The 14,138-nt window shown below is 44.6% G+C and carries 14 protein-coding genes; 5 read left to right on the plus strand and 9 right to left on the minus strand.

Annotation, left to right across the window (positions count from 1 at the left end; all coding sequences use genetic code 11):
* Window positions 1–204 precede the first annotated feature (204 nt).
* The 6 genes from LZZ85_RS21380 to LZZ85_RS21405 form a co-directional block, all read right to left on the minus strand.
* Window positions 205–1,377, minus strand: a complete 1,173-nt coding sequence (locus LZZ85_RS21380; RefSeq protein WP_237875400.1) for a glycosyltransferase — start codon at window positions 1,375–1,377, stop codon at window positions 205–207.
* A gap of 13 nt (window positions 1,378–1,390) precedes the next feature.
* Window positions 1,391–3,295 carry an asparagine synthase (glutamine-hydrolyzing) gene (gene asnB, locus LZZ85_RS21385; protein WP_237875401.1) on the minus strand — a complete coding sequence of 635 codons (1,905 nt, stop codon included), beginning with the start codon at window positions 3,293–3,295 and terminating at the stop codon, window positions 1,391–1,393.
* A 6-nt stretch (window positions 3,296–3,301) separates the two neighbouring features.
* Window positions 3,302–4,207, minus strand: a complete 906-nt coding sequence (locus LZZ85_RS21390; protein WP_237875402.1) for a glycosyltransferase family 2 protein — start codon at window positions 4,205–4,207, stop codon at window positions 3,302–3,304.
* A gap of 74 nt (window positions 4,208–4,281) precedes the next feature.
* Complete coding sequence (locus LZZ85_RS21395) at window positions 4,282–5,421, minus strand: sugar transferase (protein WP_237875403.1); 1,140 nt, start codon at window positions 5,419–5,421, stop codon at window positions 4,282–4,284.
* 25 nt (window positions 5,422–5,446) lie between these two features.
* Window positions 5,447–5,830 (minus strand): hypothetical protein, encoded by a 384-nt coding sequence (locus tag LZZ85_RS21400; RefSeq protein ID WP_237875404.1) that lies wholly within the window; start codon window positions 5,828–5,830, stop codon window positions 5,447–5,449.
* A 375-nt stretch (window positions 5,831–6,205) separates the two neighbouring features.
* Window positions 6,206–7,327, minus strand: coding sequence for an endonuclease/exonuclease/phosphatase family protein (locus tag LZZ85_RS21405; protein ID WP_237875405.1), 1,122 nt, complete (start codon window positions 7,325–7,327; stop codon window positions 6,206–6,208).
* A gap of 171 nt (window positions 7,328–7,498) precedes the next feature.
* Here LZZ85_RS21405 and LZZ85_RS21410 point away from each other — a divergent pair, with 171 nt between their 5' ends.
* The 5 genes from LZZ85_RS21410 (at window position 7,499) to LZZ85_RS21430 (ending at window position 11,669) form a co-directional block, all read left to right on the plus strand.
* Entirely contained in the window at window positions 7,499–8,806 is a 1,308-nt protein-coding gene (locus LZZ85_RS21410) for an OmpA family protein (protein WP_237875406.1), read from the plus strand.
* 161 nt (window positions 8,807–8,967) lie between these two features.
* Window positions 8,968–10,107, plus strand: coding sequence for a M14 family metallopeptidase (locus LZZ85_RS21415; RefSeq protein ID WP_237875407.1), 1,140 nt, complete (start codon window positions 8,968–8,970; stop codon window positions 10,105–10,107).
* Window positions 10,108–10,280: 173 nt separating this feature from the next.
* Window positions 10,281–10,748 (plus strand): hypothetical protein, encoded by a 468-nt coding sequence (locus LZZ85_RS21420; RefSeq protein ID WP_237875408.1) that lies wholly within the window; start codon window positions 10,281–10,283, stop codon window positions 10,746–10,748.
* Window positions 10,749–10,841: 93 nt separating this feature from the next.
* Window positions 10,842–11,435 carry a c-type cytochrome gene (locus LZZ85_RS21425; protein WP_237875409.1) on the plus strand — a complete coding sequence of 198 codons (594 nt, stop codon included), beginning with the start codon at window positions 10,842–10,844 and terminating at the stop codon, window positions 11,433–11,435.
* Between the two features lie 93 nt (window positions 11,436–11,528).
* Complete coding sequence (locus LZZ85_RS21430; protein WP_237875410.1) at window positions 11,529–11,669, plus strand: hypothetical protein; 141 nt, start codon at window positions 11,529–11,531, stop codon at window positions 11,667–11,669.
* A 20-nt stretch (window positions 11,670–11,689) separates the two neighbouring features.
* Here LZZ85_RS21430 and LZZ85_RS21435 read toward each other — a convergent pair whose 3' ends face one another.
* The 3 genes from LZZ85_RS21435 to LZZ85_RS21445 all read right to left on the minus strand — a co-directional run bounded on the left by LZZ85_RS21435 (window position 11,690) and on the right by LZZ85_RS21445 (window position 13,969).
* Window positions 11,690–12,343, minus strand: a complete 654-nt coding sequence (locus LZZ85_RS21435; protein WP_237875411.1) for an NAD(P)-dependent oxidoreductase — start codon at window positions 12,341–12,343, stop codon at window positions 11,690–11,692.
* Between the two features lie 371 nt (window positions 12,344–12,714).
* A complete protein-coding gene (locus LZZ85_RS21440; protein WP_237875412.1) occupies window positions 12,715–13,272 on the minus strand; it encodes a hypothetical protein in 558 nt (185 codons plus the stop codon).
* A gap of 16 nt (window positions 13,273–13,288) precedes the next feature.
* The gene (locus tag LZZ85_RS21445; RefSeq protein ID WP_237875413.1) at window positions 13,289–13,969 is read right to left on the minus strand and encodes a hemerythrin domain-containing protein; all 681 of its coding nucleotides are present in this window, start codon (window positions 13,967–13,969) and stop codon (window positions 13,289–13,291) included.
* Window positions 13,970–14,138: the final 169 nt, after the last annotated feature.

Here is a 14,138-nt window from a genome sequence, read left to right on the forward strand (position 1 = left end):
AGCACACAAACACTACATGCAACAGCTCTTCGCTAGATGCGTGTATAAAACACACAGTAGGAAATTCAATAGAAATGGAAGTTGGTGGTTATTACTAGGAGATTAAAATTGGCTTTAGCCGATAGGATGCACAAAGAAAGATATTTTTTTCGGTGTTTTCAACTTTTTTAGGGGTTTTTTCACCCCCTCAAATAGATGACGTAGTTATACGGTTTCATTTGCCCGCAGCCGGTCAGCCTTACGCGCATCCCTGATAACATTGCGGTAATAATCCTCGATCCTTCTTGTCATCAGTTGCGCATCATAAGTTGATGTCACTGTATTAATAGCTTGATTTCCAATATTGGTCAACAGCTGTTCATCCTTGATCAACCTGATCAACGCTTCGGATAACAGGTTTACATTACCCGCTTCCTGAACCATCAATCCATTTTTTTCGTGCGAAACGATCTCTCTGGAGCCGTCAACATTTGTCACAACAACGGCTTTTCCCATCGCCATCGCTTCAAGTAAACCGATAGGTAATCCCTCCCAGAGAGACGGCAGAACAAAAATATCAGACGCAGCAAGCACTGCCGGCACGTCCTGGCGGAACGGGTGGAAATGGATCCGCTCCTTCTCCGGCCATGGCGCCGTAAGCTTTAATGCTTCTTCACGCTGATCCCCTTCGCCTACCATCAGCAGGTGGACATGAGGAAAGGAAGACGACAACTGGTGAAATGCATTCAGCAAAACCAATGGTTGCTTATGCTCTGTAAACCGCGCAATGAATGTGATCAGTAAACTGTCCGCCGGAATGCCTAATTCTGCCCTGATATCAGGAAATGAATTCGACGGGTTGAACTTCTGCAGATCGATCCCATTGTTAACAACAACCGATTTGAAATTCTTCAATACTGCCCGGCCGGATTCCTGGTTGGATGCCGCCACCGAAATATTCAATGACGACTTATTCACCAGGTACTGTTCGCCCGCAGTGCGCAGTTTTCTGACAATAGTATTTTGATCAGGGTGGAATGACCACCCGTGAATGGTGTAGATAAGGGGCGTTCCTGTTTTCCGCGCCGGCACAATCGTATTGCTCGCAGCTCGCGTGCCATGCGCATGTATCAACCGGATATCTTCATCAACCAGCATCTTTTTCACCTGCCCCCACTTTGTAAAATCAAATGGTTTTTCGGTATAAATTATATGTGTAGGTATCCCGATCTCTCTCAAACGGTCTACCATCGGTCCTTCCGTAAACGAAAGCACAACAGGATCGAATACTGAACGGTCAATATTCTCCATCAAACTCAGTAAATGAGATTCCCCTCCGCCTATCTTTCCCTGGCGGATACACTCAAGTATCCTGATTTTCCCCTGTGCGTTTGTCATGCTGAATAAATACTTACAATTTTTGGATCCACCTGTCATACCACAGCTGGAAAACGAGCAATTGCCATAATTTCTGGTAATTCACCCTTTTGCCCGCGAGATAATCTTCCCGCAAAGCAATGATCGGCGCAGGATTGAACACCCCTGTTTTTGCCAGATTGGTCTCACTGAGGTAATAACGCAGTTGCTCCTTCAATTCATCGCGGAACCAGATCATCAGCGGAGCAATAAATGGACGCTTTGGACGCTCCATCAATTCCTTCGGAATATATTTGTGAACGATCTCTTTCAACAGCCATTTGTTTACACCATTCCTGATCTTGAAATTTGAAGGCAACTGCGCCAGGTACTCGATCAGCTTATGATCAAGCATCGGCTCACGGCCTTCAAGACCTACGGACATGGTCGCCCTGTCAACTTTCACCAGATTGTTATCAACCAGGAAAGTCTTATAGTCAATTGCAAGGAGACGATTCGTCACACCATCATTCTTCAACACCTTGTCTCCCTCTTCAAAAAAAGTATGATACCTGTCAAATGATTTCCCCAGGAAAGACTCCACCTCACGTTCCGGAATATACTGGCTGATATACTTAACAGCCTGTACAGGATCCTGGCTTTTCCAGATCAGCTTCATCTTCTCATACCGCGTCGTGAAGTTGTACTGCTTGTTAAAATAAGGAATATACTCCGGGTTGATCAGGGACATCGACGTACTCAGTATCTTCTGCACAGCCGAAGGCATTCCGGTTGTATATTTTTCTGCCTGTGAAAATTTCCCATATCCACCAAAGATCTCATCACCGCCATCCGCACTTAACGCAACTTTTACCTGCTGACGGGCAAGCTTGCTCACCAGTACCGTCGGCACAGTGGAGTTATCGGAAAACGGCTCATCATAGATCTCCGGCAATAACGGCAGCACTTCTCCTGCTTCTTTTGCAGTCAGGTACCACTCTGTATGATCCGTACCCAGGTAATTGGCGATCTTTTTCGCCTCCGGCGCTTCATTGAACTCGTTCTCGTTAAACCCGATCGTAAAGGTTTTCAGTTTATCCGTACGGCCAGCCTGAAGAAGTGCCGCCACACTTGAACTGTCATACCCACCACTCAGGAACACTCCCACCGGCACATCGGCAACCATCCGGTATTCGTATGCCTTTTTCATCAGGTCATGCGTTTGTTCGATCGCTTCATTATCCGAAACATTCAGCTTCGGTTTATTATAATGATCGAATACATCCCAGTACTTATCGGTCTTCAGTTCTTTCGATTTCAGTTTAATCGTAAGAATATGCCCGGGCACGAGTTTATACGTGTCATAAAAGATCGTGCTTGGCGCGGGGATATAGCTGAACTGGAGATATAGCGCAAGACTGTTGACGTCAATATTCTTTTTGAAGGAAGGGTGCTGATAAAGTGATTTCAACTCAGATCCGAACAGCAAAGAAGAACCATCCCAGAAATAATAGAGCGGTTTAACTCCCGCCCTGTCACGGATCAGGTAGATCTCCTCTTTTGATACATCATAAAGAGCGATCGCGAACATACCGGTGAATTTCTGGATCACATCCAGACCCCAGCAATCATAACCTTTGAGGATCACCTCTGTATCAGACCATGATTTAAATGTGTATCCTTTTTCTTCAAGCTCCTTGCGGATCTCTTTGAAATTGTAGATCTCTCCGTTGAAGTTGACAATAAGATTTTCACCGAAATGCATCGGCTGGTGACCAAGAGGGGAAAGATCGAGGATCGAAAGACGACGCTGTCCGAATCCCACCAATGCCGAAGCATGTTCATACACCTCATATCCAGCATCATCGGGACCACGGTGAGTAACCGCATCCGTCATACGCTTCAGCGTTTCGCTGGTGGTGTCTTTTCTGAAATCAACAAAGCCGGCAATGCCACACATAGGTAATTAGTTAAAAGTGATCTTTTTGTTGAAATGCCACATTATTCCCCGCCAAAATGATCTAAGATGTTGACGTTGCCCCTTGTATAAAAAAGTGAGCGTATTCTTGGGTATGGTAAAACAGGTAAAATAAGCCAGGAAAACAGACCTTTTCAGCAGCGGCCGGTTACGGCGCATGAACAGGATCCTGTTACGGGTCAGATAAAAAGTCTTCAACGGACTTTCTTTGCCGGTAGTGATTGATTCTTTGTGATAGATCAGTGAACCCGGCTGGTAATATATCTTGTATCCGTGCCGCTTCACATTCTCCGACCAGTCAAATTCCTCATAATAGAGGAAAAACTCTTCCGGCATCAGTCCAACCTTTTCTGTCACCGCCCTGGGGATCATCATTCCCCCGCCGTGCACATAGTTGGTCACCGTTATATTATTATACTGGCCATTATCCTTCTCTTTGCAACCTACCATGCCATTACGCCCGGTAAGATCGCTAACAGCATGATATCCAGCATATTCAATTGTTCCTTTATCATAAAAGTAGTGGAATTTCGGACTCGCCATTCCAGCATCGGGATATTGCTCGAAGATCTCGAGAAGGCCCTCAATGAGTCCGGGAGTGAACTCTGTATCATTGTTTACAATGAAGAAGAAACTTCCTTTGGCAGCTTTTAATCCAACATTATTTCCGGCTGAAAAACCCAGGTTCCGGGCATTCCGGATCACATTCACCGATGGGTAAGCCTGTTTGAAGGCATTGGTGGGATCCTCACGGGAATCATTGTCTACAACAATGACTTCCAGATTCTTATAGGTACTCTGCTCCTGTATGGACCGAAGGAATTCACAGGTTACTTCGGTGGTATTCCAGTTCAATGTAATAATAGAAACCAAAGGAGACGAATCCTTTAACATTCAAGGCAGATTTAAGATAAGGGTAAAGATACTGCACAGCATTCAGGGGTGCAAGTGCACCCCCATGCTTTCTTTTATACATTGCTTTTTTGGAAGAGAACAGTCGGAGTCTTTGCCATGATCCAGAGATCATAGGCTACGTTTGCTTTGCGGGCATAAGAGATATCAAGGCTGATCCTTTCTTCTGCGGACATATCGTCCTTGCCTCTTTTTTTGATCTGCCACAGTCCGGTGATACCTGCAGGAGCCATAAATCTTTCTGCCGAATCATTGGTTGTCAGCGTTGCAGCTTCATACAATGGTAAAGGCCTGTTTCCAACCAGGGACATATCACCTTTCAGTACGTTGAACAACTGAGGGATCTCGTCGAGGCTGGAGTTCCTGAGGAATTTCCCAACCTTTGTAATCCTCGGATCATTGTTGATTTTCAAGAACATAGCGCTTCCACCCACGGAAGTGTACTGGTTCAGGTGCGCCAGTTGATCGATCTTTTTGTCGGCATCAACCACCATTGTTCTGAACTTGTAGAACTTGAACACTTTAAACCCTCTGCCCGCTCTGTTGGATGTGTAAAATACCGGTCCGCGGGATTCCATTCTGATCACAAAGGCAACCATCAGGAACAAAGGAAGCAACATCAAAATAATCAGGGAGGCCAGTACAACGTCGATAACCCTTTTGATAATAGAGGTCTTCCTTTGTACCGGACCATTATTCTCCATCAGGCCATTATAGCTAACACTCAAGCCCCCCTGGCGGCTTTTCACTCTTTTTAGAAATTGGATTTTGTCTGAATAATTTATTCCGCTCAGTTCGATATCAACAATATCGTCAACGATATCGGACTGTTTCAAAAATTTGATTTTCGCTGCGTCAAGGTGCTTCTGGTTGTAGATCACCACCATTTTACCCGCCGTCTTTTCTTTGAGATAAGCACAGAAACGGGAATAGTCGGTTTTGTTCAGAGGAACGTCTACAAAGACCGCATCAGGAATGTTGCTGCGGGTAAGATCTTCGATCAGGCCTTTTGCCTGGTCAAAATTCTCCGCAAAAAGACCTTTTTGGAAACAATCAGCGGATTTAAGGCAGTCTTCCTGGAGACCGATGTACAGAAAGGCTAAACCTTTCTTGTCAGTCAACGCATAACGTTGGCTACCTAAGATCTGCCATTTTCGTCCGGCATCCGCAGTTATCTGGTAAGTTTCAGCTTGCATCTCAAAAGGATTAAAAGGTTTATGGTTAGCTTATTTTCTCTAGGCGTTTGTTCATGATCATATCCACACTTCTCACCATCTCTTCGGGGCTGAACGGTTTGAAAAACACATTCTCAACCGAAGTCATCACACTCTTGTTCTTCTCCCAGTTGTCTTCACTGGCAAGAACAATCACTTCGCGATCCTGGTAAAGGCCGCTGGTTTTTATATGCTGGATAAAATCGAGACTTTCTTGCGTGTGTTGATCGAGGTCTACGATGATCATTTCGATCTCATCGCGTTTTCTTAGTTCATTCATCGCCTGGTAAACATCAGCTACTGCTAAAAGATTATACCGGGGTGACAATACGGTCTGAACAATAAAGTTCATTGACCTGTTTCCATTAATACTTAAAATGCTCCTACGCATAACGATACGGGGGTTACGGTTAAGACCGTTTGTTAATACAGATAAATGTTTAAGCTGTAATCACGGAATTGGAGCTAGTACAGTATTGGTGAAAGAAACCAAGAAAGCACTCTGTTTTTGTTCTAGGATGGTGGAGGCAAGAAATCGGTTAAAAATCGTAGGTCTTCAGAGGTATTAACCGCGGCATTTAGTAGTTAACCGCGAGATGTTTTCATTTCAGAGCTCTAAAGTATATATTTTATTTAGAAAGCAATAATATTCCGCACTTTTTTTTTCGAAATACTACTGATTGAGTATTCGGAAAACTACGATTAACAGCGCTTAAATAGCCTATTACATTGACTAGAAAGCCAGATACACTGCTTTATCGTCTTTCTACTCACCAGAAATTAAATCCAGATCTGCTACTAACAGGTAGTGGTCAGAATAAGGCAGATCCGGGCGATTGTACTGTGTAACTTTCAGTTTGGGTTGTGCAAAGATGTAATCCAATCGTAGTGTAGGTGAAATAAACCGGAAAGTTGCACCAAGTCCCACACCTTTCTCCAGGAAAACATCATTCAGCTTCCCGCGCGTAGTAAAGTATGCTTTGGAATTGGGTACATCACCCAGATCTCCGCAAAGAACAACCGGATGAGGGCTTGCAGAAACCTGCATCTTCACCACTTCCGCCTGCGCATTTCTGAATGAATACCCTCTTTTCAGGCCGCGTACCACTGTTTTACTCCTGTCTACCACACTCCCCTGCCCCGGTTCACCAAAATAACCATAGTTACTTCCGCGGGATGATTCAAGGTGAGTAGAGAAAACACGCACTACTTCTGTGGGTGTTTTTATATCAGCATACATTAAACCCTCCGAGTGCGGAGTCTGACCAAATGTGAAATGTGCAGAATCAACGATCGGATATCTTGAAAAAATGATCATTCCAAACTTTACCGCTCCTTCCCATATAGAAGAGGTAGGATAGAAATAATGATGCGCATACCCCATACTCTCCAACGCTTCAATATTCATGTCAAAAGGTTGCCCCGGTCTCGGCTCCAGGAATTCCTGTAACACCACCACATCCGCATTCTGCTCAGATATGGCGTCAAGTATCAATGACCGGTAACTTACCCCGCCCTTCGCCTCCTTATTATGTTCATCCATCCGCGAAACGTTCCATGATAACACACGGAGCGTTTGCTCAGTCTTCTCCACAACAAATTCTTTCTGCGAAATATTCAGTCCCAACATGACAGACACCTGCTGCCAGCCAAGCAATATCACTACGAACAATACTATCCCGACCTTTATCTTTTTTATCATCCATACGATCATCAAGATCAGCATCGCTATCAGTAACATCGGAAAACCAAGTCCCAGCACCGCGATGTACCAGAACGAACCTGCATCCAGGAAAGGAACCAGGCAAACGAGGATATACAGTATACTTATTAATATGGTAAAGGCAATAAAAAAGCGGTAAAGCCACCGGCGGATAGGAACAGGCATAAGGCGTCAGCAAATATTCGCGCAAACATAACAAATAAATGCCGCTCCTGCAATGATCATTTGACGCCAACACAACAATCCGACACTTCATCTAAATGATCAAACACTTCATGCACTCATCAATACCCGGGTGATGTGCTCAAACCTATCTTGCCCTCAAATTTATGATGTATGAGACATGCAGTAATTATTACCACCTTACTCTTCTCCCTGTCATTGACATCCAATGCACAGCTGGGAAATCTATTCAATAAAGCAAAAAATAAAGTGCAGCAAAGAGCTGATGCCAAGGTAGATAATGCTATGGAGAAGGGGCTTGATAAAGCGGAAGGAAAGAATACAAAGAATAATAAATCATCCTCTTCAACCGAAAACAGCTCGGATGAAAATACGTCGGGTGAAAACACCGATGTAAAGAAGGAGGAAAACCTCGTAAAAAGCTACTCAAAATTTGATTTCATTCCGGGTGATTCCCTCATCTATACGGAAGATTTCCAACAGGACGAAGTAGGTGAATTCCCCCTCAACTGGAATACCGCTGGTAAAGGTGACGTTGTTAATCTTAATAATCACCCGGGTAAATGGATGCGCATGTATGAAAACTCACTTTACCTGACTTCAAACAAAAAACCTTTCTCCAAAAATTTCACCATGGAATTTGACCTGATATTACAAATGAAGTATACAGGCTACACTTACCCCATGGTATCATTCGGATTCTTTGCAAGCAATGAAGATTCCACAACCGACAACAAATTCCTCAATTATCAGAATCAATACCAGGCTGCTGAGATATTTCTTCGTCTTGGTACAGCCGGCACAAGCTATACCTATCTTAATTCATACCTCAATAAAAACCAGAAATTCCATTCAGAGAACCAGGAGTTAGGAAAGATCGAAGACTTCTATCATAAAATATCTCATATAGCAGTACAGGTACAGGAACAGCGTCTTCGTATTTGGGTTAATGGTGAAAAAAAATATGATCTTCCCAAAGCACTGGGAAATGAATATATCTTCAATCAGCTCTTCTTCGAAGTAAGTTCTTCAAGTTATAAAGATGATGAACTCGGCTTCTTCATTTCCAACCTCAAAGTAGCAACAGGCAAACCAGACACAAGGCATAAACTTATCGAAGAAGGTAAATTCTCCACTACCGGTATTCTTTTCGACTTTCAAAGCGCGGTGATCAAACCAGAATCTTATGGTGTGATCAAAGACATTGCAGGTGTATTGAAAGACAACGGATCCGTCAAAGTAAAAGTACTTGGTCATACAAGTAGCGATGGCGATGATAAGGCCAACATGGAACTATCCCAAAAAAGAGCTGCTGCTGTAAAAGATCTCCTCGTTAAAGAATTCGGCATCGACGCCGGCCGTCTCGAAACAGAAGGCAAAGGAGAAACCCAACCGATCGCAGACAATAAAACCAAAGAAGGAAAAGCAGCCAACAGGCGCGTGGAATTCATCAAACTTTAATGTTCGTTGTCCGTTCACCGTTGTCCGTTCACCGTTGTCCGTTGTCGGATGTCCATTCCCTGCTTTACAATATTAGCAACTGTTAACTGACGAACTACGGCCAACGGACAACGGTCAACGGACAACGGTCAACGAACAACGAACACCGACCTTTCCCAACAATGAAAATTCAACTACATATCACCTACCTGCTCACAAGCGTGCTGTTCCTTTCCTTTGCAGACAGGAACAGCAGCGGGAGCAGGAACGTATCCGCTGATACGACCGGCAAAGGACGACCGGCGATCAACGCATCCTTCGCTTCGGCTGAACATAAACTCACTGAACGATTCTACACAACGGCAGACCTTGATGAATTGCTGCAACGGAACCAGCCGGCTGGAATTCAGCTCGGAACCACTCGCCAGGGGCGCTCACTCAATGCCTGGTATTTTCCCGGCACAAGTGATAAACGCGCGTTGGTGATCGGCGGGGTACATGGATCGGAACTATCATCGATCGAAGTAGCGCAGGCTCTTGTAGAGAGACTCATGTCCGCAGACGAACAACCTTACTACTCTGTGATCGTCATACCCGCCCTTTTCCCGGACAATGCCGCCACTGCAATGCGTATGCCCGAACAAACGGGCAGCGTGCTCAATATCGGAAGGTATACACATGAGCAGGCGGTTGATCCTAACCGGCAAATGCCTTCGCCCGGAGCGAATATCAATGATGATGAACTGACTGATCATCTCAGCCGCAGGATCGAAAAAGAAAATCAATTGCTGTTACAACTGATCCGCGATTTCAAACCAGACCGCATTGCCAGCGTACATGCCATCCGGAATATTAATTACGGTGGGATCTACGCAGATCCAAGAACCGACGCAAACGGCATTGCTTTAGGTTACGCCAGCGATAGCAGTCTTGCCGTAGACATGTCTATCCTTGTGGATCAACAACAGGGAAATGTTGATGGCAACCATCTCAAAACCCGGCCAACCGCTTTGTATTATAAAGATCCAACGCCCGTAGCAGCCGGACTTCCGCAAAAACGGAACACCGTCGGAGCGGCATTAAAAGCAAATCGCGGCAGTGGGATCTCTATGGGGACCTGGGGAACGACCGCCATTGAAAAAGAAAAGAATAATGACCTGAACCGCGACGCCATGCGGGTGATCACCATCGAGGTACCCGGAGCAAGACGTTCATTCGACTATAAAACAGATCAGCAAAAAGCTTTCTTCCGGAACCAGATGCTGGCATTTGTAAACGCAATCCATCATATTTTTCTCGGCAATCACCACGTCGAAGATTAGAAACTTATTAAAAACAGTTTATGAAAACTCCGCTTGTGGCATAAACCCGGCGGAGTTTTCTTATTGAAAAAAACCGACACAATTCATCCGCCATTTATTTCATTCCGGATAGTATTTCATTGACAACAGCAGGATGTTATAATAAGTTTGTTATACCGTTAAACCTTAAACCAGTGGAAATCAAGATCACCTTATTCATAACCCTCCTGGCCTATGCAGTAGTCATCAGCCAGAGCTTTTTTTATTTGCTTGCAATGGGAAATGTATGCAAGAATATGAAACCTGCAACGTATATTGAATCCCGAAAACTGTTGGATGACCGTTTGAGTAAAACTCTTGCCGCTGCCTATTATACCACATTGCTTGCGTCAATTGCCCTCACCGCATTTTGCGTTACGAATCCTTCCGGACTGTTATTTATTAGTTCCATTATTTCCCTGATTGCACTTGTTACTGATATGGTGCTGGCGATAAAAGGCAATCAACCCCTTAATAAGATCATCAATACCTGGACAACCAGTGAATATCCCATGGATTGGGAATATTACCGTAACCGATGGTTTGTATTCTACAATACAAGACAGGCGGTAAACCTGACGGGATTTGTGGTTCTGGTTGCAGGAGTGATCTTCGGCTGTTGATCGTAGAACACCGTATGAACAATTTTAAAAAGAACAGTTGAAAATACATTTTATGCTACTCTTTATTAAATATCAATCAACCCCTTATTGTTTATGAAAAAGAAAATGCTGGCAATTACAGCAATCGCTTCCGGAATTATGATCGCACTGGTTGCATGTAACAGCGGATCCACCACTACTCCCCCTCCCGTTACAGAGATCAGTAAAGACAGCCTGATCAAACGCGGAGAATATCTAGTGAGCACTATCGGTTGCGATGACTGCCACTCTCCTAAAGTAATGGGACCACAAGGCCCCATGCCTGACATGGAACACCGCTTTGCCGGACATATGGCCGGCGTTGGCGCCCCGCTCGGCAAACCGGATCCCAATTCACTGAAATCAGGATGGATGCAAATGAGCGCAGACCTCACCGCTGCCTTCGGCCCATGGGGAATCTCCTACGCAGCAAACATCAGCAGCGATGAAACAGGTATCGGAAACTGGACCGAGCAACAATTCATTAAAAGCCTTCGCGAAGGAAAAATGAAAGGAATGACGGAAGGCCGCCCTATGTTGCCGCCTATGCCATGGCCCAATTTTGCAAAACTTAATGACACTGACCTGAAGTCAATATTTGCATACCTGAAAACAACAAAGCCTGTCAATAATGTTGTACCAGGACCAAAGCCTATCACCGAATTATAGATCCGGTTGTTTCTTAACCGTGATTTTCTGTGAAGAACTGAGGCCATTGTAAACAAATGGCCTCTTTCTTTTATCAGCCTTAAACCTTATCAAATGAACAGGAAAATTCAACTCATTGCCCTGCTGTTATTCTGCGGAATTGTCATCGCTTTCGCGATCCGCGCAGGACAACAACATGAAAATTGCAGGGAAAACTGCATGACTACAAAAGCCAATAGCCTTGCATTGAAATGACTCACTTATAATATTCTGTTCTACCTGCTGATCACCGGAGTCTCTCCTGTATACAGGTTCTGCTCCAATGCATCCAGCATAAAAGAAGCTACACTCGCACGGCTAATAAATAGCGAAGGAACCTGACCATCCCCCATCGTAACTTTCGCGGGTCTGATCTTTTTTGCATTGATCAGAACAGTCGGGCGCACAGCTGTCCACTGCAATGAGGTCACTCTCAACAACTCTTCTGTCCGGTAAAGATCCAGGTAAGGATAACGAAGATTGCTTTTCCTCACCAGCCAGCGAAACCATCCAGGTATATCTTTCACAGACTCCCCCACTCCCCACGCTGATGTAAAAATGATCCTTTGGATGCCATGCGCATCGCTTAAGGAGATGACCTGCGACATTACGTTAGACAGAAAGTCTTTTGGAGTACGCAAAGGCGCCCATGGAAAATCATTATACCTGGAAATATTTAATGTACTGATCACGGCATCGCATCCCTTCATAGCTGTGTCCAGGCAAGCACGGTCCGCCGGATGCCCCTGCATCACCTGCAGGTTGGGATCGGTGATGCCGATCTTGCTCCGGTTTCTTACCAGGACCATCACCTCATGCCCGCGTTGCAAAGCCTGTTTTACCAACAGCCTTCCCGTTCTCCCCGTTGCTCCCAAAAGAAGTATCCGCATAGTTCTGATTTTTCGAGATCATTGCTTTTATTATACAGCGTCTGTTATAATTAACATTAAACTGCAAGCCGATAACGCGTCAAAATAATAAAAAAGCCACCAATAAGGTAGCTTTGGATAAAACAAATTATCTCAAGTAAACCGATTGTCCGGCGATTCGCTCAGACAAACGCTGATCCTGCATCTATTAAAGCACAGATCCGATACTTGTAAACAGTTGTTCTTTTGGGTTTCTTTTTATCATCAGGTTAGCCGCAATAAAAGCTACCTCAATTAAAGTGAATATATTCTTCATCGCTTCAGTTTTATTTTTTAATACAATCTTTTTGCCATTAACCCCTACTGCATCGTTAAAAAAAACAGCAGAAGTACTACCAATCCCCTTTTTTAAAATAGCTACCAGCCGATTTAGGATCACTGTTAAACCGGATCACCAGCATGTCCGCACCCTGGCTGTCTTTTTCCATGCTCCAGTAGTATTTTGACGGCTTCAGCTCCGATTGCTTTGCCGGTCTGTTAAAATTGCTTCCGGATGCGCAGGAGTAAAATCCGCGATAGCTGCCACTCGCCGGGGTAAAAGTAAAAGAGCGTTCGCCTTCCGTAAATTTCACGGTTCCTTTCATATAGGTAAATGCCTCTGTGCTGCAGTACCCTGTATGCGTTTTGATCACCAGAAAAAACTCTGACTTGTCTTTCTCCGAAAAGTTAAAGGCGATCGATTGACTGTACGGGTTACCCACATACTGTTTCCCATCGTATGACCACCAGTTACTCATCGAAAAAGTTCCGTTCAGCCATTTCCCCGTCGGCAATAAAGGCTGCACATTTGCTGAAGCCTCTTCCTTTACGGAGATCGAAGCCCGTCCCGACACGACCGCACTTAATAAAAATGCCGCTGCCATCAATTGTTTGGTTAAAAATAAATGCATGATAATTAGTTTGAGATTATGCTGCGGCGATCTGTTCATCAAGTCCTTTGATCACCATGTCAAACCGTTGCCATGACAGCGCTATCTCTGCCGAATTAAGCAATGCCTCGTAAATGAATTCACCATTGCTTCGCTCAACATTCTTTAACCAACCAACTATTTCACCAATGTTCATTCCTTTCAACATCCAGTTGTTCATCTTAACATGAAGCGGTGCCGGCAATTTCGATAACACCTGCTTCTTCATATTCAGCAGCTCCTGGTCATTGTAGTAACGCCATAAGATCGGCATCAGCACTTCTTCTTCCTTTTCCATAACCTCAATATGAAATACCAGAAATCTGTTGTACGCCATATTGATCTTTTCAGCAACCCACACTTTATCTGTGATCACCGCTGCTGCTTCATAAGCAGTAAGGATGGCCGAAAGCTCTTCTGCCAGTTCGCGTCCGTATGCATGATCCTGTTCGAAAGCATCCCCGACTGACGGCTCATATTTTTTAACAGCGGCCAGCACAAAGCAATCTTCGCCATAGGCATGTTTTCCAAAAAGGGAAATGATCTCGCGCATCCGCAAAATGATCCTGCCCGAGTCTTCCACATTCCAGAAATCGGTATGCAGCAGGCTCATGCCCGTATCATAAAGCAAAGCCTTCAATCCTTTATGAGAATGAATGAACAAATTGAAGCGTTGCATGGAAAAGGTTTAAATGGTCAATGGTCTGACAACACAAAATTGCAAAGCGTGGCTTCGTTCTGCAAGAAGCGGTCGAATGAACTGCGGGAAAATATTAGCGAATTGAGTTATCCGTTGTCCGTTGTCCGTTGTCCGTTGTCCGTTGTCCGTTGTCCGTTGTCCGTTGTCC

Source organism: Terrimonas ginsenosidimutans (assembly GCF_022012415.1).
Lineage (GTDB): Bacteria > Bacteroidota > Bacteroidia > Chitinophagales > Chitinophagaceae > Terrimonas_A > Terrimonas_A ginsenosidimutans.

Coding starts and splice junctions, on each gene's coding strand:
- LZZ85_RS21380 (WP_237875400.1), bottom strand. CDS start 1,377: ATGACAAACGCACAGGGGAAAATCAGGATACTTGAGTGTATCCGCCAG.
- asnB (WP_237875401.1), bottom strand. CDS start 3,295: ATGTGTGGCATTGCCGGCTTTGTTGATTTCAGAAAAGACACCACCAGC.
- LZZ85_RS21390 (WP_237875402.1), bottom strand. CDS start 4,207: ATGTTAAAGGATTCGTCTCCTTTGGTTTCTATTATTACATTGAACTGG.
- LZZ85_RS21395 (WP_237875403.1), bottom strand. CDS start 5,421: ATGCAAGCTGAAACTTACCAGATAACTGCGGATGCCGGACGAAAATGG.
- LZZ85_RS21400 (WP_237875404.1), bottom strand. CDS start 5,830: ATGCGTAGGAGCATTTTAAGTATTAATGGAAACAGGTCAATGAACTTT.
- LZZ85_RS21405 (WP_237875405.1), bottom strand. CDS start 7,327: ATGCCTGTTCCTATCCGCCGGTGGCTTTACCGCTTTTTTATTGCCTTT.
- LZZ85_RS21410 (WP_237875406.1), top strand. CDS start 7,499: ATGAGACATGCAGTAATTATTACCACCTTACTCTTCTCCCTGTCATTG.
- LZZ85_RS21415 (WP_237875407.1), top strand. CDS start 8,968: ATGAAAATTCAACTACATATCACCTACCTGCTCACAAGCGTGCTGTTC.
- LZZ85_RS21425 (WP_237875409.1), top strand. CDS start 10,842: ATGAAAAAGAAAATGCTGGCAATTACAGCAATCGCTTCCGGAATTATG.
- LZZ85_RS21430 (WP_237875410.1), top strand. CDS start 11,529: ATGAACAGGAAAATTCAACTCATTGCCCTGCTGTTATTCTGCGGAATT.
- LZZ85_RS21435 (WP_237875411.1), bottom strand. CDS start 12,343: ATGCGGATACTTCTTTTGGGAGCAACGGGGAGAACGGGAAGGCTGTTG.
- LZZ85_RS21440 (WP_237875412.1), bottom strand. CDS start 13,272: ATGCATTTATTTTTAACCAAACAATTGATGGCAGCGGCATTTTTATTA.
- LZZ85_RS21445 (WP_237875413.1), bottom strand. CDS start 13,969: ATGCAACGCTTCAATTTGTTCATTCATTCTCATAAAGGATTGAAGGCT.